The sequence below is a fragment of the Amycolatopsis jiangsuensis genome (assembly GCF_014204865.1).
Lineage (GTDB): Bacteria > Actinomycetota > Actinomycetes > Mycobacteriales > Pseudonocardiaceae > Amycolatopsis > Amycolatopsis jiangsuensis.
In genome coordinates, this window is sequence record NZ_JACHMG010000001.1 from 6,733,942 (window position 1) to 6,754,097 (window position 20,156).

General features: G+C 70.4%; 15 protein-coding genes. 9 read left to right on the forward strand and 6 right to left on the reverse strand.

The features are described 5' to 3' along the window. The first annotated feature begins 51 nt into the window (after window positions 1-51). Window positions 52-1,251 (forward strand): SGNH/GDSL hydrolase family protein, encoded by a 1,200-nt coding sequence (locus BJY18_RS30640; RefSeq protein ID WP_184783359.1) that lies wholly within the window; start codon window positions 52-54, stop codon window positions 1,249-1,251. Window positions 1,252-1,488: 237 nt separating this feature from the next. After that, window positions 1,489-3,477: a S9 family peptidase gene (locus tag BJY18_RS30645; RefSeq protein WP_184783360.1), complete on the forward strand. Its 1,989-nt coding sequence runs from the start codon at window positions 1,489-1,491 to the stop codon at window positions 3,475-3,477. Window positions 3,478-3,540: 63 nt separating this feature from the next. On the opposite strand, the gene BJY18_RS30650 is transcribed toward BJY18_RS30645, so the two are convergent. After that, window positions 3,541-5,199: a gamma-glutamyltransferase gene (locus BJY18_RS30650; RefSeq protein ID WP_221458030.1), complete on the reverse strand. Its 1,659-nt coding sequence runs from the start codon at window positions 5,197-5,199 to the stop codon at window positions 3,541-3,543. A 125-nt stretch (window positions 5,200-5,324) separates the two neighbouring features. On the opposite strand from BJY18_RS30650, the gene BJY18_RS30655 reads away from it, so the two are divergent. From BJY18_RS30655 to BJY18_RS30670, 4 genes are all read left to right on the forward strand, one after another. Continuing rightward, entirely contained in the window at window positions 5,325-6,215 is an 891-nt protein-coding gene (locus BJY18_RS30655) for an alpha/beta hydrolase (RefSeq protein WP_184783361.1), read from the forward strand. Between the two features lie 123 nt (window positions 6,216-6,338). Further along, a complete protein-coding gene (locus tag BJY18_RS30660; RefSeq protein WP_184783362.1) occupies window positions 6,339-7,649 on the forward strand; it encodes an NAD(P)/FAD-dependent oxidoreductase in 1,311 nt (436 codons plus the stop codon). Between the two features lie 95 nt (window positions 7,650-7,744). Next, entirely contained in the window at window positions 7,745-8,965 is a 1,221-nt protein-coding gene (locus tag BJY18_RS30665; protein WP_184783363.1) for a helix-turn-helix domain-containing protein, read from the forward strand. 138 nt (window positions 8,966-9,103) lie between these two features. Continuing rightward, window positions 9,104-10,414 (forward strand): MFS transporter, encoded by a 1,311-nt coding sequence (locus BJY18_RS30670; RefSeq protein WP_184783364.1) that lies wholly within the window; start codon window positions 9,104-9,106, stop codon window positions 10,412-10,414. Between the two features lie 30 nt (window positions 10,415-10,444). Here BJY18_RS30670 and BJY18_RS30675 read toward each other — a convergent pair whose 3' ends face one another. After that, entirely contained in the window at window positions 10,445-11,044 is a 600-nt protein-coding gene (locus tag BJY18_RS30675; RefSeq protein ID WP_184783365.1) for a TetR/AcrR family transcriptional regulator, read from the reverse strand. 120 nt (window positions 11,045-11,164) lie between these two features. Between BJY18_RS30675 and BJY18_RS30680 the strand changes: the two genes are divergently transcribed. From BJY18_RS30680 to BJY18_RS30690, 3 genes are all read left to right on the forward strand, one after another. Then, window positions 11,165-11,896 (forward strand): SDR family NAD(P)-dependent oxidoreductase, encoded by a 732-nt coding sequence (locus BJY18_RS30680; RefSeq protein ID WP_184783366.1) that lies wholly within the window; start codon window positions 11,165-11,167, stop codon window positions 11,894-11,896. Between the two features lie 135 nt (window positions 11,897-12,031). Then, on the forward strand, window positions 12,032-14,260 hold the full coding sequence (locus BJY18_RS30685; protein ID WP_184783367.1) for a S9 family peptidase: 2,229 nt from the start codon (window positions 12,032-12,034) through the stop codon (window positions 14,258-14,260). Then, window positions 14,257-15,933 (forward strand): DUF885 domain-containing protein, encoded by a 1,677-nt coding sequence (locus BJY18_RS30690; protein WP_184783368.1) that lies wholly within the window; start codon window positions 14,257-14,259, stop codon window positions 15,931-15,933. Before BJY18_RS30685 ends, BJY18_RS30690 begins: the two co-directional genes overlap by 4 nt. Before the next feature lie 38 nt (window positions 15,934-15,971). Here the strand turns inward: BJY18_RS30690 and BJY18_RS30695 are convergent, their stop codons facing one another. From BJY18_RS30695 to BJY18_RS30710, 4 genes are all read right to left on the reverse strand, one after another. Then, window positions 15,972-16,832, reverse strand: coding sequence for an SMP-30/gluconolactonase/LRE family protein (locus BJY18_RS30695; RefSeq protein ID WP_184783369.1), 861 nt, complete (start codon window positions 16,830-16,832; stop codon window positions 15,972-15,974). A gap of 139 nt (window positions 16,833-16,971) precedes the next feature. Further along, window positions 16,972-17,613 (reverse strand): GOLPH3/VPS74 family protein, encoded by a 642-nt coding sequence (locus tag BJY18_RS30700; RefSeq protein ID WP_184783370.1) that lies wholly within the window; start codon window positions 17,611-17,613, stop codon window positions 16,972-16,974. 35 nt (window positions 17,614-17,648) lie between these two features. Then, entirely contained in the window at window positions 17,649-19,250 is a 1,602-nt protein-coding gene (locus BJY18_RS30705) for a carboxylesterase/lipase family protein (RefSeq protein WP_184783371.1), read from the reverse strand. A 16-nt stretch (window positions 19,251-19,266) separates the two neighbouring features. After that, a complete protein-coding gene (locus BJY18_RS30710; RefSeq protein WP_184783372.1) occupies window positions 19,267-20,145 on the reverse strand; it encodes an alpha/beta fold hydrolase in 879 nt (292 codons plus the stop codon). Window positions 20,146-20,156 lie beyond the last annotated feature (11 nt).

Here is a 20,156-nt window from a genome sequence, read left to right on the forward strand (position 1 = left end):
CATTCCGGATTCCGGTAGGCACGAATCAGCCACTGGGGTCCGGGAGGTCGGATGCGCTTCCTCAGAATCACCGTGTTCGCTGTTGCGACCGTTTTCGGAATCGGCGCCGTCGCCGCGCCGTCCGCTTCGGCGTCTCGGCCCGGCACCGTCACGGCGTGGGCGCCCGGGATGGCGGACGGAGGCCGTGCCTTCGGCGACGAAACCGTCCGTGCCGTGGTGCCGCCGACAGCATCCGGAACCGGCGCGAGAATCCGGATTTCGAACACTTACGGCACTGTGCCGCTGGTGATCGATTCGGCCGGGGTCGGGCTACAGGCGAGTGGTCCCGCGGTGGCTCCCGGCACAGCGCGCGAGGTGCGTTTCACCGGGCGTAAGTCGGTGACCGTCGCGGCCGGGCGCGAGGTGCTGTCCGATCCGGTGCCGCTGACGGTCGGTCCGGACCGCAGCGTGCTGGTCAGCATTCACGTCCCGGGCACGACCGGACCGTCGACCTGGCATTCGGACGCGTTCCGCACGTCCTACTCGGCCGACGGGAACCGGGTGCGCGACACCGGCGGGCAGCCGTTCACCCGGACCGCCACCTCCTGGTTCTTCGTGTCCGGGCTGTACCTGGAATCGGCGGTCACCCACCGCACCGTGGTGGCCTTCGGCGATTCGATCACCGACGGTTTCATCACCCCGGTCGACGCCGGGGCGACCTGGCCGGACCGGCTTTCCGGCCGGCTCGGCAGGCAGGCCTCCGTGGTGAACGCCGGAATCGGCGGCAACCGCGTGCTGACCGACGCGCCCGACATCTGGCAGGGCCTCAGCGCACGGAAGCGGTTCCGGCACGACGCGCTCGACGTGCCGGGCGTGGCGACCGTGGTCCTGGTGGAGGGCATCAACGACATCGGGAACAACGCGGGTCCGGGTGGTACGGATCTGACTGCCGCGGACCTGATCGACGGCTACCGGACGCTGATCGGGCAGGCTCGTGCCGCCGGAATCCGTATCGTGGGCGGAACCCTGTTGCCGATGCGGGGCGCGGAGTACTTCACCGAGCACACCGAAGCGTTGCGCCAGCAGGTCAATTCGTGGATCCGAACGGCAGGGGCGTTCGACGCGGTGGCCGACTTCGACGCGTCGACCCGCAGCGCCGCGGACCCGATCGCGCTGAACCCGGCGTACGACTCCGGCGACCACCTGCACCCGAACGCCGCGGGCATGGCGGCGATGGCGAACGCGATCGACCCGGCAACGCTGTTCGGCTGAGCTTTCCCTGCCCGGATCCGGGCCGTTCACGGGTACGCGGCCCGGCGCAGGACGAAATGGGCGTGGTACAGCACGCCGCCGGCCTTTTCGCCGCTCGGCCACGCCGTGGTTTTCCTGGGTGCGCTGCGACAAGTGTCGTTTCGCCACCGGTGCACAGTCGGCAATCGTCTGGTGCGCCGTGCCCGGCGTGAGACGAGAATCCGGGCGATACCCAGCGGATCCGGCAGGAAGGAAGCCATGGCGCACGACCTGGAGACCACGATGGCTTATCGCACGGTCACCGAACACCTGCGGGCACTGCACGAACCGGCGTTCGGCCGTCCGCACGCGCTGCGCGAGCCACACGTGACCCGCGACGGCGAGCGCGTCGTGGTGACCGGCGCCGTGTACGACGAGCTGGACGGGCTGCCCAGAACCGCGGTGTACACCGCCGAGAACGGCGAACTCCGCGAGGTGTCCGCCGGTCGCGGCTCGGCGCGGGCCGCGCGGTTTTCCCCGGACGGCAGCACACTCGCGTTCCTCTCCGACCGCCGTGAGGCCGGGGTGTTCCAGCTGCACCTGCTTCTCGGCGGCCGGCTGGGCGAGGCACTGGCCGCCCCCGAGGTGCCCGGCACCGTGGAGTACGCGCACTGGTCGCCCGACGGCCGCCGGATCCTCCTCGGCGTCGCCGGTCTCGGCGCGGATCTGTCCGGCGGACAGGGATCGGGCACGAACTCGAAGCAGAAGTCCGAAAAGCCGTCCTGGTATCCGGAAGTCGAGGACGGCGCGACCGAGGGCACCGACGACGCCGCCTGGCGCAGTCTCTGGGTCTACACGGTGGCGGACGGCGCACTGACCCGGCTGTCCCCGGAAGGCCTGAACTGCTGGGAAGCCGGATGGTGCGGTCCGGAGCAGGTGGTCACGATCTCGTCCGCCGAGCCGGGCGAGGACGCCTGGTACCAGGCGCGGCTGAGTCTGCTCGGTGCCGACGGCCGGGTGCGTGAGCTGCTCGGCAGTGCGGTGCAGCTGGGGTTGCCCGCCGGGGCACCGGACGGGAGCCGGGTCGCGGTCGTCGAGGCGGTGTGCAGCGACCGCTGGATCGTCGCCGGTGACCTGCTGCTCGTCGATCCGGCCACCGGCGCGGTCGAACGGATCGGCACCGAGGGCACCGACGTCACCGCGCTCGAATGGCTCGACGCGGACCGGCTCGGCTACCTCGGGCAGCGGCGGCTCGATTCGGTCGCCGGCATCCTCGACGTGCCGGCCGGGAAGGTCCGCGAGGTGGTGAGCACCGAGTTGTCCTTCAGCGGCGGCAGTTTCTACCCGCACGGCGCGTTCACCGCGGACGGCCGGGTGCTCACCGTGCAGACCTCCTACGAGCTGCCGCCACAGCTCGTGCTCGCCGGGGAGGAGCGGGCGGAAACGCTCGCCTCGCTGGCCCACCCCGGCACCAGCTACCTGCGTTCGGTCGCCGGTACCGCCGAGGTGGTGACCTGGACCGCGCCGGACGGGCTGGAGATCGACGGGGTGCTGTGCCGTCCGGAGGGCGAGGGACCGTTCCCGCTGGTGGTCAACGTCCACGGCGGGCCGATCTGGGCGTTCCAGAACACCTGGTCGATGAACTACGCCTGGGTGCCGCTGCTGGTCTCGCGGGGCTACGCGGTGCTGAACCCCAATCCGCGCGGCAGCGGCGGCCGCGGGCAGGAGTTCGCCGGCCTGGTGGTCGGGGACATGGGCGGCGACGACACCCATGACTACCTGTCCGGCATCGACGCGCTGGTCGAACGCGGCCTCGTGGACAACGACCGGGTCGGGCTGATCGGCGGCAGCTACGGCGGGTTCATGTCGTCCTGGCTGGTCACCCAGGACCGCCGGTTCGCCGCCGCGGTGCCGATCGCGCCGGTCACCGACTGGTACAGCCAGAGCTTCACGAGCAACATCGCCGCGTGGGGCAACCGGTTCCTCGACGCCGATCCGGAACAGCCGGGCACCCGGGCGCACACGCGCAGTCCGGTACTGCAGGCGAGCAACGTCCGTACCCCCTGCCTGAACGTCGCCGGCGCACTGGACCGCTGCACGCCGCCCGGCCAGGCCCGGGAGTTCCACCAGGCGTTGCGTGCCCAGGGGGTGCCGTCGCAGCTGGTGATCTACCCGGAGGAAGGCCACGGCGTACGGGCGTTCCCGGCGCAGCTCGACTTCCTCGCTCGCGCCCTGCAGTGGTTCGACCGGTACCTGCAGGGTTCCTGAGCCGCCGAAGAAGTCCGTGACGGCCTCCTCCCGGAGCTTCCGGAAGGAGGCCCGTCACGGGCCTCAGAATCCGCCGGCGACGCCTTCGCGGCGGGGACCGGTGCAGGTGCTCAGGCTGCCGTCCTCGGCTCGCCAGGCCATCTGGTAGGTGCCCATGTGGTAGTCGTACTCGGGCAGCGGATTGGTGAGCACGCCCAGTTTCGCCAGTCCCACCGGGACTTCGGGCGCCACCCGGGATTCGACGGAGATGGTGTGGTCGTCCTCGTAGGGCAGGCAGCGCGGGGCGTCGTCGGCGGCGTAGGGGTCCATGCCGAAGTCGAGGATGTTGGACAGTACCTGCGGCACCGTGCAGTGCACGTTGCCCGGCGAGCCCAGCGAAAGCCACGGCTTGCCCTCGCGCAGCACCATCGTGTTCGACAGGATCGAGCGCATCCGTCCGCCGCCGGTGACCCAGCCTTCCATCGGCGAGGCGAGGCTGTTGATCCAGTGACTGCCGACCATCGGGACGCCACCGACCACCTCGCCCGGGATTCCGCCGCTCTGCAGGGTGTTCATCATCTGCACCCAGTTGCCCTGCTCGTCCACAATGGTCAGTTCACAGCTGCCGGCCGGCTGCTTCGAGGCGCCCGACGCGGCCATCGCCGGCACGCCCCGGGTCAGCTTGACGTGCTCGGTGAGGTCGATGCGTGCCCGGGCGGCCCGCAGGATGTCGGCGAAACCCTTGATCAGCGCGGGCGAGGTGAGCGGGCCGGTGGTGTCGCCGAAGAGGTCCGGATCGTTGAGCAGCCCGGTCTCGTGCGCGGCCCGGCGCAGGGCGTGGGCGAGGTAATACAGCGACTCCGCGCTCTGCGACCAGTGCCCGGCCGCGGTGATGTCGAGTTCCTCCAGGATGCCCAGCACGATCTGGCAGTAGATGCCCTGCCGTTCCGGTGCGGACTGCTGCACGACGGTGGCGCCCTTGTGCTCCCACCGGTGTCCGGACGTCCACCGCGGTGGGATCGCGGTCAGATGCTCGAGCTTCACCGGCCAGCCCAGTTCGTTGCCGCGCGCCACGAAGTCCTGTGCCCATTTCCCGGTGATGAAGTAGTCGGGTCCGTCCGCGGCGAGCCGGCGCATGGTCTCCGCGAGCTCCGGCGAGGCCCAGCGATCCCCGGCCTGCGGCAGGTGCCCGCCGGGGGTGAAGTGCTTGCGGCCGGATTCGGTGTAGAGGAAGAAGTCCACCGTCTGCGCCATGACGAGGTGTTCGAACGAGGTGACCTGGTGGCCTTCCTCGGCCCAGCGCACCGCCGGTTCGCACAGCCGTGCCCAGGGCAGCGTGGCGAACCGTTCGTAGAGTGCCTTCATCCCGGGCATGAAGCCGGGGGTGACCGCGCGCGGCGTGCCGGGTGCGGCCGCGTACAGGCCCTTGCCTGCCGGTACCGGGGCGAACGGGGCCAGCCCGGGCACGATCCGGCCCATGCTGTTCAGCTCGGCGATGTCCCCGGTCTTCGCGTCGTGCACGAGCGCGGTGACGGTGCCGGTGTGGTTGGTCATGTCCTGCTGGACGACGGCCTGCACGAGGCTGCCGGCGATGGCTGCGTCGACCGCGTTGCCGCCGGCACGCAGGACGTCGAGCATGGTGTCGGTGACGGTCCGGTGCTGGCTCGAAGCCACCGCACGCCTGCCGGTCACGGTTTCCTTCGGTCCGACCCGGCCCGGTCCGGACGACGTGGTGCTGGTCATGTTCCTCCTCGGCGCGACGCTGCGGACAATCCCAGCATCCCGGTTCCGCCGGAGCGCGGTCTGTTGTTGACTGTCGTGAAATCACGGCGGGCGAAGCGACGATCGTCGAAAAGCGAGGAGAGTGGATGAATCCGGTGGACGAGTTCCCGGCAGGCGAGAGCCACCAGGTCACGGGCGGACGGATGGTGCTGCACCGGGCCGGGGCGGGCGCTCCGGCGGTGGTGTTCCTGTCCGGTGGCGGCGCGTACGGCCTGCACTACTGGAACGTGCACCGGCTGGTCGCGGAGTTCACCACCAGCGTGCTCTACGACCGGCTCGGTACCGGCTGGAGCGATCCGGCCGACCTGCCGCGCTCCGGCACGCAGGTCACCGGCGACCTGCGCGAGCTGCTGCGCGCCGCCGGGCTGGCCGGTCCGTTCGTCCTCGCCGGACATTCACTGGGCGGGCTGTACGCGCGCCTCTACGCCAAGCGGTTCCCCGGCGAGGTGGCCGGTCTGGTCCTGCTCGATCCCACGCACGAGAGCCTGCCCGCCTACCTGCCGGAAGCGGAGGCTCGGCGGTTCCGCGAGGACAGCCCGCTCGAGGAGTATCCGCCGGAGCGGCTCGACGAGCTGCGCGCGCTCTACCGGAGCGTCTTCGCCCGCGCGCTCGCCGGCTGGCCGGCCGCGCTGCGGGACGGGCTGCTGGACCGGAACCTGAGCCGGGAAGGCTTTCGCCGGATGCTGCAGGAGTCCTCCGGTCTCGCTGCGCTGTTCACCGAGGTCCGGGCGGCCGGGCCGGATCCGGACGTACCGGTGGTCTTCCTGTCCGCGATGGGCACCGACGCGTTCGCCGCGGAGCTGACGCCGCCGGGAACGGCCGAGCGCAACGAGCGCAAGTTCCGCATGTACGAGGACGCCGCCGCGGCGTTGCCCCGCGCGGAGAACCGCCGCGTCGACGACGCCGGGCACTCGGGGCTCGCCTGGGTGCGGCCGGACGCGGTGGTACGGGCCGTGCGTGACGTGCTCGCCCGCTGAACCCGGCGCCGCGGCTACAGATGTCGCGTCCGCCCCGCTCCGGACTCGACGCTTGGTGGCTGTCCCCCGGTGCCCCGCCGATCACACTGGAGGCGCACGGAAAACGCAGGGAGGACGAAAACCATGAGCTCGGAAATCAGCGCGGACGCGGTGGTGGTCGGCGCGGGGGTGATCGGTTCGGCGATCGCGCTGGAACTGGCCCGCACGGATCGCCGGGTGGTCGTCGTGGACCGCGCGGCCGGTGCCGGGCAGGGCTCGACGAGCGCCTCCAGCGCGGTCGTGCGGTACAACTTCTCCACCCTCGCCGGGGTGGCCGCCGCCTGGGAAGCGCACTTCAGCTGGTCGGCGTGGGCCGAGCACCTGGGTCACGACGTCGGTGATCTCGCCCGGTTCGAACGCAGCGGCCTGGTCATGCTCGACGTCGCCGCGGCCCCGCGGGCGGCCTGGCTGCCGCTGTTCGACCAGGTCGGCGTGCGGTACGAGGAATGGGACGCGGCCACGCTCGCCGAACGGGTGCCCGGTGTCGACCCCGGCAGGTACTGGCCGCCCAAGCGGATCGACGACGACCGGTTCTGGGCGGACAGCGAGGAGACCCTCGGCGGGGTCTACACCCCGGACGCCGGGTACGTCACCGATCCCCAGCTGGCGGCGCGCAATCTGGCCGACGCCGCGGCCGCCGAAGGCGCCGAGTTCCGGTTCCGCGCCGACGTGCGCGCGATCGAGCGGGCTGGTGACCGAGTCGGCGCGGTCGTGCTCGCCGACGGTACGCGGATTTCCGCACCCGTCGTGGTGAACGCCGCCGGCCCGTGGTCGGGGAAGCTGAACGTGCTGGCCGGGGTCGGTGCGGACTTCACCGTCGGCGTGCGGCCGATGCGCCAGGAGGTCGCGCACGTGCTCGCCCCCGAGGGCTACCACCCGCCCGGCGGGGTCGGGCCGTCGATCGCCGACATGGACCTCGGCACCTACTTCCGCGGCGAGGTCGGCGGCGGGCTGCTCGTCGGCGGCACCGAACCGGAGTGCGATCCGCTCCAGTGGCTCGACGATCCGGACGAGGCGAGCCCCCATCCGACGATGGCGGTGTTCGAAGCGCAGGTGACGCGTGCGGCGCGGCGGCTGCCCGGGCTGCGGGTGCCGAACCGTGCTCGCGGAGTGGTCGGCGTCTACGACGTCGCCGACGACTGGACGCCGATCTACGACCGCACCGAACTGCCCGGCTTCTACGTCGCGATCGGCACCAGCGGCAACCAGTTCAAGAACGCGCCGGTGGCGGGCAGGCTGATGGCCACGCTCGTGGAGCAGGTCGAAGCCGGCGCCGACCACGATCACGAACCCGTGCAGTACAAGGGGCAGCACACCGGGCTGTCGATCGACCTCGGCGCGTTCTCCCGCAAACGCGAGCGCAACGAGGGCAGCTCCGGCACCGTGATGGGCTGACCACCCGGGCGGGGACGGGCGGGCGCGTCCGGCCCGGTCTAGCGTGGGCGCCAGGTGGTGGGCGGCACCACCGGTGACGCAGCGGAAGGGATGCCATGCCCGACGGCGATCTCCAGTCCATTGTGGATGAACTTGCCGAGCGGCTGCGCCGTTCGGTCGCGATCGACGACCCGTCGATCCGGCTGCTCGCGGCGAGCAGGCACTTCGGCGACGAGGACGCGCTCCGCGTCGCATCGGTGATCAACCGGGCGGTCGAGCCAGGCGTCACCGACCGGATTTTCGCGCAGGGCATCGCCAAGTGGACCGCGCCGGGTGTCGTGGCCGTCGAGGGTGCGATGAGCCGGCTGTGCGCCCCGGTTCGCTGCAACGGGATGTTGCTGGGCTATCTGTGGCTGATCGACCGCGAAGGCGAATTCACCGAACGCGAGATGGCTGCTGCGGCGGAGGCGGCGGCCACCGCGGGCACGATGCTCTACCGCAGGCTGCTGCTCCACGAGCGTTCCAAGGCCCGGCAGGAAGGCATTCTGCGCGAACTGGTGTCGCCGGACGGTGCGGTACGCGCACAGGCGGTCGAAGATCTGCGTGCCGAGCAGCTTTTCGACGCCGACTGCGCGAGTTTCACCGTGCTCGCCGTGCAGTGCCGAATGACCCAGCCGGCTTCGGCCCCGCAGCAGGTCGCCTTCGAAGCGGCGATCGAGGACGGCGTCCGCTGCGTCGGCGACGACGTGGCCCTGATGGTGGCCAACCGCTCGCGCGCGTGGATCCTGCTGGGCCAGCGCCTTCCGCCGGGGAAGACGCTGGTGGACTCGGTGGCCGAGCGGATCACCAGCAGGTTCCGCGGTCTCACCGACGACCGGATGCGGCTGGTGTTCGGCCTCGGCGGCACGGTCGGCGAGCTCGGCGCGGTCGCCACCTCCTACGAGCAGGCGCAGCTGGCCGCCCGCGCCGCGCTGCTGCTGCCGAGCATCGGCGAGCTGGCCCGGTGGGGTGAGCTGGGCCCCTACGAACTCCTGCTGAAGCTCCCGCTCGAAGATCTGCTCGGCACCTCCCCGGTGCCCGCGCTGGTGGCGCTGGAGAAGGAGGACAACCACCACGTGCTCATCGACACCCTGAACGACTTCTTCGACCACGGCGGCAACATCCAGCGCACCGCGGATTCCCTGCGCATCCACCGGGCCACGCTGTACCAGCGGATCAAGCGCGTGGAGCAGATCACCGGCTGCAGCCTCGACAACGGGGACGACCGGCTCATGCTGCACCTGGGTCTCAAGCTGCGCACCATCACCACCGCCTACCGCGACCAGTTCGGCGGTTGACCCGGCCGCCGGCACCGTCCACAGCGGACGCCGGGTGACACATGTCGCGATCGGCCACCGGGTGCCGCGACATCTTGCGATGGATCCGGAAGGGCTCGCTGCCCACACTCGAACGGTCCATCTTCTCGCGGAGGTGTCATGAACCAGTCCGCACCACCACCGACAGTCGCCGCCACGACGGCGAAAACCTCGCGACGGGCGGTCATGCTCGCCTCGTCGATCGGGAACTTCGTCGAATGGTTCGACTTCACGCTCTACGGTTACGCCGCGGCCGCGATCGCCGCGACCTTCTTTCCCTCCGGCGACCACATCGCCGGGCTGATCGGCGCCTTCGCGGTGTATGGCGTCGCGTTCGTCGCCCGGCCGCTGGGCGCGGTCGTGTTCGGGCGGATCGGTGACCGGCGCGGACGGCGTACCGCGCTGGGCACCTCCGTGGTGCTGATGGGCGCGGCGACCGCGGCGATCGGGCTGATCCCGGGCTGGGCGCAGATCGGCGTCGCGGCCCCGATCCTGTTGCTGTTCTGCCGCCTGGTGCAGGGTTTCTCGGCGGGCGGCGAGTACACCGGCGCGATGGCGTTCAGCATCGAGCACGCCCCCGACGACCGGCGAGCCTGGTACTCGGCACTGGTCGGCGCGTCCACCTGGCTCGGCACCATCGGCGCGACCGGCGTCATGCTCGCGTTCCAGGCGATCACCGGCGACGGGTTCACCGGCGGGGGCTGGCGGTGGCCGTTCCTCATCGGCGGTCTACTGGCAGTGGTCGGGCTGGTGCTGCGCATGCGGGTGGACGAGACACCCGCGTTCAAGGCCATGCAGGCGAACGCCCCGGCCCAGCAGCCGGCGCGGCCCTTCCGTGAGCTGCTGCGCGGACACTGGCGGACGCTGCTGACCCTGTTCGCCTACTTCGCGGTGCTCGGGCTGTTCACCCACAGCTTCCTCGGGTACATGCCGACCTACCTCGCACAGGCAGGCGGGTTTTCCGCGTCCGCGGTGCTCTGGCTCGTGACGATCGCGAACGTGGTGTCCGTCCCGGCCGGGTTCGCGCTGGCCGTCCTCGCCGACCGGCACGGCCGCCGTATCCAGCTCCGACTGGGCGCGGTCGCCGCGATCGTGCTGGTGATCCCGGCTTACCTCCTGGTCGGCACGGGCAACCTGGTGGCGGTGGTGGCGGCGCTGCTGATCCTGCTGCTGGCGGTGACCCTGCTGAGCACGGGCGCGATCTCCGTACTGGAGCTGTACCCGACGAACGTGCGCTTCAGCGGAACGGCGTTGCCCTACAACGTCGCCTACGCGATCTTCGGGGGAACCGCCCCGCTGGTCAGCCAGCTGCTGGTGGACGGAACCGGAAGCCTTGTCGCGCCGGCGATCTACGCCAGCGTGGTCGCGTTGATCGCGCTCCCGCTGCTGCTGCGCATTCCCGAGACGCGCGGCACCAGCCTGCTGCGCTGAGGCCGGTGCCGGCCCTGACCGCCGCGGTGGTCAGGGCCATTCCGGTGCCGGATGGGGCAGCGCCGTGGCGCCCTCGGGACTCAACCCGTCCACGATGATGCCGAGGTAGCGCCGCCACAGGTCCGGATGCGGAGTCGGCGAAAACCCGGCCGCGTGCACCGGAGCGCAGATCAGCAGGAACACGTCGGCCCCGGTGAGATCCGGCCGGACGGCGCCCGCTTCGCGGGCTCGCTCGACCAGCACTTCGATGCTGGTGTGGAGCTGGTTGCGCAGCTCGGTCACCCTCGAGTCGCCCTCGCTGATCGTCTGCAGGGCGGTCAGGTCCTGGTTCAGCCCGTCCGCGGCCACGGTGAGGAACTCCCGCAGCGCCGCACCCGGATCGGCCGAGTCCAGGAGTCCGCGCGCGACGGCGATGAGCGCGGCGAAGTGGCCGCCGACGATCGCCGCGACCAGCTCCTCCTTCGTGGCGAAGTGGCGGAAGACGGTGCCCTTCGCCACCCCCGCCCGGCGGGCGATGTCGGCGATCGAGGCGTCCGGCCCCTGCTCGGCGAAAACCTCCTCGGCCGCGGCCAGCAGCAGTTCACGGTTGCGTGCCGCGTCCGCACGCAGCGAGGGACCGGGTGTCGTCACAGTCCCCAGCCTAACAAGTTGACCGCGCGGTCATGTTGTGGTTCTCTGGTCGAGTCAACCTGACCGCACGGTCATCTTATGCCGGAGTCTTCTCCGGCCCGGTTTTCGGGAGAAACATCCATGGAACTGCGTGGCGCCACTGCTCTGGTCACCGGCGCGAACCGCGGAATCGGCCACCATTTCGCCGTCGAACTGCTGCGGCGCGGGGCGAAGGTGTACGCCACCGCCCGCCGTCCCGAACTCGTCGACGTCCCCGGTGCCGAGGTGCTGCGTCTGGACATCACCGACCAGGCCTCCGTCGACGCCGTCGCCGAGGTCGCCACCGATGTCGACGTCCTGGTCAACAATGCCGCGTCCACAGCGGGCGGGAGCCTCGTCACCGGTGACCTCGACGCGATCCGGGAGGTGATGGACTCGAACTACTACGGCACCCTCGCGATGATCCGGGCGTTCGCCCCCGTACTGGCGCACAACGGCGGCGGGGCCGTCCTCAACGTGCTGTCCGCGGTGGCCTGGACCACGGTCGCGGGCAACACCGCCTACGCCGCCGCGAAATCCGCCGAATGGGGCCTGACCAACGGGGTCCGGATCGAACTCGCCGACCAGGGCACGCTCGTCGCCGCGTTGGTTCCCGGACTCGTGGCGACCGAGACACTGCGTGACTTCGCGGCCGGCGCCGGAGTCACCCTCCCGGAGGGCGTCCTGAACGACCCAGCCGACCTCGTGCGCCTCGCCCTGGACGGAATCGAGGCCGGTGAGGTCGAAATCCTCGACCGCCTCGCGTCCGAGGCGAAAGCCACCCTCAGCGGTGCACCACAAACCTTCGATCTGGCCGCGGTCGCCGGCGCGTGACGCGGCGACCGTCAGCCGGGCGACGTTCGTCAACCGGGGCGTCGGCAAGAGGCGACGTTTGTCGTCCGCATTCGGCGGGGGAGGTGCGGCACCATCGGGTGGAACGACGGGCCGTTCTGCGGAGGAGACCATTCAATGACGACTGGGCATGCCGAATTCGACCGATTCATCGACGGTTTCGGCGAATTGGTGACCGGTGGCGCGATCCTGCCCGCCTGGTCGCCGGACGGGAAGGCGCTCGCCTTTCTCGACGGGACGCCGGAAAACCGCACCGGCCGCCTGGTCGATCTCGAGTCCGGGGAGAACCGGCCGCTGTTCGCGGACGTCGCGGTGCTGCGTGACGCGGTTCGCGCGGCCACCGGGCAAACCCCGCCCGGCCGCGGAGTGCCGTTCGAGCACATCGGCTTCGCGGGGCCGCGGACGCTGGTCGCGGTCGTCGGCACTGCCCGGCTGACGGTCGACCTCGACAGCGGCGAGGTCGTCAAGCTACCAGCGGAAAGCCCGGACGACGTCCACTTCGGACATGCGGACAGCGTGCGTCGGGATCCGCAGAAGTTCTTGCGCACCATGCCGTTGACGGATCCGACGCCCGCACGGGAACTCGTGTCGCCGGACGGAAGTGTGTTCGCTTCGACCGTCGATGGCAACGTCGTGCTGCGCGCGGTCGCGGACAACCGGACGGTTCCGCTGACCACGGACGGGACGCCCGAGCACGAGTACCGCTTCGACCTGGTGGATCCGATGTTGGCCATGCTGGGCTTGGGTTTCCCGGTGTGCAACTGGTCGCCGGACGGTTCGCGCTTCGCCGTCCACCGGGTGGACAACCGCGGCGTGCACCAGTCTCCGCAGGTGCACAACCTCAAGCGGGAAGACGAGGTGGTGAATCGGTACCACGCTCAGGCCGGAGGCCGGCTCGAACGCACCACGCTGCACGTGCTCGACGTCTACGGCCACGATCCCGTGCAGCTCGATCTCGGCGACACGACCGACATCTACCCGGTGCACGCGGCGTGGCTTCCCGACGGCGCGCAGCTGGTGGTCTTCCTGATGAGCCGGGATTGCCGCCGCGCCGAGGTCCTGCTCGCCGACGCGGTGACCGGCGCGACGCGGTCGTTGTTCACCGAGGAGAGCGAGACCTTCGTCCGCATTCACCACGACGTGTACTTCGGCAAGAAGATCGGGCTGTTCCTGACTCCGGACGGCACCCGGCTGCTGTGGTTGTCCGAGCGTTCCGGCTGGAAGCAGCTGTACCTCTACGACCTCGACGGCACTTTGATCCGGCAGCTGACCGACGGGGAGTGGCCGGTCGATTACGTGCACCGGGTCGACGGCGAATACGCCTACTTCACCGCGCATCTCGACCAGGATCGGCCCTACGACGTGCACTTGGCGCGAGTCCCGCTCGCCGGTGGCCCGGTCGAGCAGCTCTCGGAGCAGCCGGGCGTGCACTCCGCGATGTTCGCCCCGCACGGTGAGGTCTTCGTGGACACATGGTCGACGCCCGCCGAAGCTCCGCGCAGTGTCCTGCGGCGATCGGATGGCTCACTGGTCTGTGAACTGTCCGCTGCGGACACTTCGCGACTGAACTGGGTACCGCCGCGGGAGTTCACCGCCATCGCCGCGGACGGGGAGACCGAGCTGTGGGGCACGCTGTTCTTTCCGGTGGATTTCGACGAGACAAAGCAGTACCCGTTGATCGAGCACGTTTACGGCGGCCCGCAGATCGCGGTGGCACCGCATTCATTCCAGGGAATGTTCACCACCACCGCGCAGGCGCTGGCGCAACTCGGCTACGTCACCTTCGTGGTCGACGGACGGGGCACTCCGGAGCGTTCGAAGGCGTTCCACGATGTGGTGTACCGGGACTGGGCCGGTGGCCTGGTGCCGGATCACGCCGCGGTGGTCGAGCAGCTGAAGGCCCGGTACGCTTTCCTTTCCGAGGCGAAGGTCGGCGTGACCGGGCACAGCTGGGGCGGGTATTCCGCGTTCCGGCTCGCCGCCGAGCGCCCCGACGTGTACACCGCCGCAATCTCCTCGGCGCCAGGCTTCGATCCCTACTCCTCGGTGCTGTACGAGTGCTATCTGGGCTTTCCGCAGACGGACGCCGAGGCGTATCGAGAAGCCGCCCTTTACCCGCTTGCCGACCAGCTGAGTGCGGAGTTCCTGATCGCCTGCGGGACCATCGACCACGCGACCTGGACCGACTCCGTCAAGATGGTCGATGCGCTGATCCGGGCCGGCAAGAAGCACGAGTTCGTACTCCTTTCCGGACAGCCGCACGGCTACACCTCGGTCCACAACAGCTACTTCTGGCGCAAAGCCGCTGACTTCTTCCGCACCCACCTGACGAAGGAGAACCAGTGACCCACCCGGTGCTCGCTCGCGCGGCAGACGAAGCATGGGCACACGTGCTGGCGACCCAGCCGGAGTTCGCGTTGCGCGACAGCCGGCCGGTCGAGCAGCTGCCGCGCGGGTCGATCGAGGAGGCGCAGCGGGAAGCCGCGCTGGGCCGGTCGGTCCGGGCCCGGCTGGCGGGTATCGACGCCACCACGCTGTCCCCGGACGACCGGAACACTCTCGCGCTGCTGAACCATCTGGGCACCGAATGGGGCGCTGCCGAGGAAAGCTGGTGGTGGCAGTTCCCGGTCGCGCCCTATCAGGCTTATGCCCTGGCTTCCTACGGCAGGCAGATCCTGCAGCCCTTTTCGCCGGCCGACGCCGCCGAGGTCGACCGCTATCTCTCGCTGGCCACCGACCTCGCCGGGTGGGCACGCGGCGCGCGGGAAAAGTTGGTCCGCCAAGCGGAACGGGGCTGGGGCGTACCGCAAGCGGCACTCGAAGGCTTCGTCACGACGGTCCGTGGGCACCGCGCCGGTGCCACGCAATGGCTCCGGCCCGGCGAGCTTCCTGAGCTCGGCCAAGCCGATCGTGGCCGGCTGACCGACGGCGTCGAGAAAATCCTCTCCGGTGAAGTCCTGCCTGCGTTCGACGCGTTGCTGGAGTATCTGACCGGGCCGGCGGAGCGCACCGCGGTCGACGGAGTCGGGCTCGCCCAGTATCCCGGAGGGGAGTCCGCTTACCGCCGTCTCGTCGAAAGCTACGCGACGTACGCGATCAGTCCCGAGCAAGTGCACGAACTCGGCCTGGAGCAGGTCGCTCTGCTGGACGAGCAGATGGCCCAGGCGCGCGCGGAGGCCGGATTCGACGGTGGGGAAGGGCAATACCGGAAGGTCTTGGAAGCCGACCCGCGGTTTCACGCGGCGGATCCCGGCGCGGTCGAGGCGGCGTACCGCAAGCACCTCGCCGTGGTGGAACCGGTCGTCGGCCGATGGTTCCGCACGCTGCCGCGGGCCGCGTACGACGTGCAGCGGCTCGACGCGGAGCTCGAGGCGGGCATGTCCTTCGGCTACTACGAGACGCCGACCCCGCAGGTCCCGGTGGGCCGGTACCGCTACAACGGATCGGGGTTGGACACTCGCTCGCAGCTCAACGCCGCACCGCTGATCCTCCACGAGCTCGTTCCGGGGCACCACTTCCACCTCGCCCGACAGGCCGAGGACACCAGCCTGCACCCGATCCGTGGCCGGCTGGCGCCGCTGATGCTCGGCGCCTACACCGAGGGCTGGGGCGAGTACGCGGCTTCGCTCGGGTTCGAAATGGGCGTGTACAACGATCCTTGGGACCGTTACGGGGCATACGTGCACCAGCGGTTCGTGGCGCAGCGGCTGGTCGTGGACACCGGGCTGAACCTGTACGGCTGGTCACGAGAGAAGGCCGGGGAGTTTCTGGCCGCGAAGACGATGGAGTCGCCGCAGCAGGTCCGCACCGAGGTGCTGCGGTACTCCACGGACATGCCCGGCCAGGCCCTGGGCTACCGCCTCGGCTGGTGCAAACTGTGGCAACTGCGCGAACGGGCGGCCGACGCACTGGGCGCGGACTTCGACGTCCGCGACTACCACGAACTGGTCCTGGGCGCCGGTGCGTTGCCGTTCACCGCGGTCGAGGCGAACGTGGAACGGTGGATCACCGGCCACTGACGCCACTGACGCTCATGCGCCGAAACGCGCCGAGCCGGTCAGCCGCGAGGCACGGGTGCCTCGGTCACCAGGATCCGGGCCGACCGGCGTTGCTGCACCGCCTGCATCTGGTCGACGCCCTCGAACTCGTTGCAGAGCAGGAACAACTGCTTGCCGTCCGGGCCGCCGAGGGTGCAGGCGAAGCACGCGGGGTCGGTCTCCACCCGATGGGTGACCTCGCCGCCTTCGAGTACCCGGACACAGGCGCCGGCCGCGGCGTCCGGGTTGCCGGTGTGCGCGGCGGTGTCGGCCGTCTGGACCCAGATGCCCGAGTCCGCGTCCACGCAGATGCCGTCCGGGCCGAGGCCTTCGGCCCACGTCCGGCGGCCGCCGAGTGAGCCGTCCTCGCGGATGTCGAACGCGGTCAGCCGTCCGGCGAACGATTCGGAGACGACCAGCGTGGCGCCGTCCGGGGTGACGACCATGCCGTTGGGGAATTCGAGGCCACCGGCCACCCGCCGGTGACCCCCGTCCGGCTCGACGAGGTCGATCCAGCCGGGTTCCGGCGCCCCGCCACCGAGGAAGTCGAAGTCGAAGCCGTTGATGTACACGCGGCCCCGCGGATCGACCACGATTTCACCGCAGCTGCGCGCGCAGTGCGTCACCTGGGTGCCGTCGGTTTCCTGGCGGGTCAGGGTCGGGCCGGTGGTGAGCATCCGTCCGTCGGGCAGCCAGTCGATCGCCCAGCCCATCTGTTTCGGCCCCTCCGCCATCACCTCGGCCGTACCGTCCGCGTCGACGGCGATGACCTCCCCGGCGCCCCAGTGCGCGAACCACAACCGCTCGTCGTGCCACCGAGCGGATTCGACCATGGCGAAACCGGTGAGCAGAGTCCGCGGCGGAGCCAGGCGTTCGACCATGGCCGACGATCCTACGCCGACCCGAGCGCCACGCGGCCCGAAACGGTGAAACACCGCCGGGACCGGCGCACCTTCTCGCATCAGGCGAGTGCCCCGCCTGCCCGGATCGGCTGCCGGCAGACGGGTCGCCTCCGGACGGTCAGCCGCCGGACGAGGCCATGGCGATGATGGCTCCCCGGGTGCGGGCGATGGCCTGCCGTACGGCGGGGCTGATGTTCTGGCCTTCCGAGATCTCCCGCATCTGTGCCTTGACCTGGCCGCGTTCCCCTTCGGGCACTGCCTTCCGCCACAGTTTTCCGCTGTAGAGCAGACCGATCAGAGCTGCGGTGCGGTCATCCGCCGGCTGTCCTTTCACGACCGTCTCGGCGAGCCGGGCGCGCACCTCCGCCTCGGCCGCGCCTTCCCGCTGGGGATACCGGTGTGTCGGGAACACGCCGAGTACCCGTGCCCGCTCCTGGTGCAGGACCCCGCGTTCCACGAGCGCGGCGATGGCTGCGCGGGAAGCGCTCCGGCGGGTACGGCGCAATGCCTTGGCCACCTTGGTGTTCTTGCCGCGGGTGATCGCCTCCAGCGTCCGGTCCAGGTGCGGGGTGCCGGTCGGGGTGGGCTGCACGACGGTGATCACGTCGTCGTCGCCGACGGTGATTCGTTGTGCGAGCACGAGGTCGACGAGACACGCACCGGCCACGGCGTAGTCGACACCCAGGCGCGACGCGCCAGCCCCCTTCTCGTCGTCGAGTGCGATCAGCACGACTTCCTCGGCGATGGTCAGTTCGGGCACAGGCAAAGTCCTTTCTCGGAGTGACGGAGGTGCGATCAGCGGGCGTCGAATTCCGCCCAGAAACGGCAGTGGTCCTGTGTTGCCAGATCGACCGGATGAATGCCACCGGCACCCGGGGCCAGCGCCTGGACGTACGGCGGATGCGCACCCGGGCGGAACCGTGACCACGACGGGGCGTCCGGCGCCCGCGGGACGCCGGAGGCCGCGAAACCCGCCCAGTAGCCGATCATCCGGTCGGACAGCCGTTGCTGCTCCGGCGTGAACTCCGGCGCCCGGCCCTGGAGGTCGAACAGCGACCACAGGTCTGACGCGTGCTGTGCTCCCATCGGCATTTTCGGCGGCAACGGGGAAAGCAGTGGCGGGGCGGGGTCGGCGAATTCGTACTGGTACACCGGAACACGTCGCGCCAGGTCGCCCGCGGTGCGGTACTGGGTGCACGCCCATTTGCGGTCCGTGGTGAGCGCGGCCCAGGCCAGCGCGGCCGAATCGTAGGCTGCCCGCGGGTATTCGGCCTCGACCGCGGCCCGGTCGGTGCCGAAGGTCTCGCTCATCACCGCCTGGTAGGTCTGTTCGGTCATGGGCTCACCCGCGTCGTAGAACGAGGTGGACTGGGTCATCTCGTCGTGGGTGTTCCCGGACAGCACAGGAACCCGGTGTACCCGTCCACTGTGGACGGCCGTGGCCGGGTCCTCGGGCAGCAGCGGTGTGCCATACGCGGGTTGGATGAACTTCCCGAGCTGTGGCAGCAACGCGTCCACCGGGAGTCCACGCAGGCAGGAAAGGACGGCCGCGTTGTCGGTGCCGGTACAACCGAGTTCGGCCGCGGCCTTGTCGCCCTGGGCTTCGAGCGCGGGCAGCGGTTCGTAGATCGCATCGGCCGGCTGCCCGCGGTACTCGAAGTTGCCGAGCCAGCTCGTCGCGCACGAACCGCTCTGCAACACCGCCTTGTCGAACAGGCCGGTCGCGGCCGGCGAGGTCAGGTGCGCGCAGGCGCTGATCGCACCGGCGGACTGGCCGGCCACCGTGACGTTGCCGGGGTCGCCGCCGAACCGCGCGGCGTTTCGGTGCACCCAAGCCATCGCCGCCTGCTGGTCGCGCAGGCCGAAGGTGCCCGACCCGGGAAGCCCGGGATGGCCGAAGAAGCCGAACACGCCGAGCCGGTAGTTGATCGTCACGACGACCAGGTCCCCGCGTTCGGCCAGCCGGCGTGCGTCGTAGTTGCTGCCGGCGCCCTGGAAGAAGCCACCGCCGTGAATCCACACCACCACCGGCTTGGGTTTCACCGATTCGTGGGACGGTGCGGTGACGTTGAGGTACAGGCAGTCCTCGCTCTTGCTGCCGCTCGGAATCTCGGTCGGGCCCTGGGCGCACGCGGAGCCGGGATGGGTCCCGTCCCGCTCCGCTGTCCAGTGGGCCGCCGGTTTCGGGTCCTGCCAGCGCAACGCGCCGACCGGAGGCGCGGCGTACGGGATTCCTTGAAAAGTCCGTACTCCGCCGGAAACCGTGCCGCGCACCGGCCCACCCTCGGTGTGCACGAGCGCGTCGTCCGGTACCGCGCCGGCGGCCGTGCCGCACCCGCCGATCCCGATTCCGGCCGCGGCGACGAGCGCCAGTGCCGCCTGGTGTTTCCCTCGCATCACGATCAGGTTCCTCCTACTCCGGCCGTCCGGCCAGTTCAGCGAGGACGGCGACCAGTTCCGGCCGGTGGAACGGGCCGACGTGCGGCGCCGCGATGTCGCGTACGTCGGTCGGGTTGTCCGGGGTGAGGCGATCGGCCTCGGCGATGAACCGGTCCTGGAGCGCGGGCGGGATCAACCGGTCCTCGGTGAACCGCACGTACGTGCGCGGAATCCGGCCCCAGGTGTGCGCCTCGCCCCGGGCCTCGGACCGCGGGATGGTGGCGGTCTCATCCGGTTCGAGCACAGCGGCGAGCCGGCGCACGGCGTCGTCGGTGAAGTCGCCCGCCAGACAGCGCTTGATGGCCGACAGGGCAGCCGGGTCCGCCGACCGCCAGTTGAGCCTGCTGACGCCCAACGCCGCCGGATCGCCGACCTTCAGCGCTTCGATCAGGTGCAGCAGGCTCTCGCTGTTCTCCGGGGTTTCCAGGTACGACACCATGTTCGGCAGGTCGACGCAGCAGTACGCGGCGACGTAGACGACCCGCTCGAGCAGTTCGGGTACCGCGTTGCCGACGCGGCTCACGGTGACGCCGCCCTGGCTGGAACCGACCAGGATCACCGGCCCGAGGCGGCGCGCGCGGCGCACCACCCGTACTACGTGGTCGACGTAGTCGTCGATGGTGAAGCCGGCCAGCGGAGAAGGTTCGGTCGCCAGCGCTTCGAGATCCTGCGGCGCCTGGTAAGCGTGGGGGATGAACTGCCGGTCCCCGTGTCCGGGCAGGTCGAGCGCGAGGCACCGGTGCCCGCGCAGGGTCAGCTCGGTGATCAGCCCGGTCCACCCGTAGGCGTTCGCATTGGTGCCGTGGATGAACACCAGCGTCGGTCGCCGCCCCGCACTTTCCTCGGTGGCCATGGGTTTCTCGC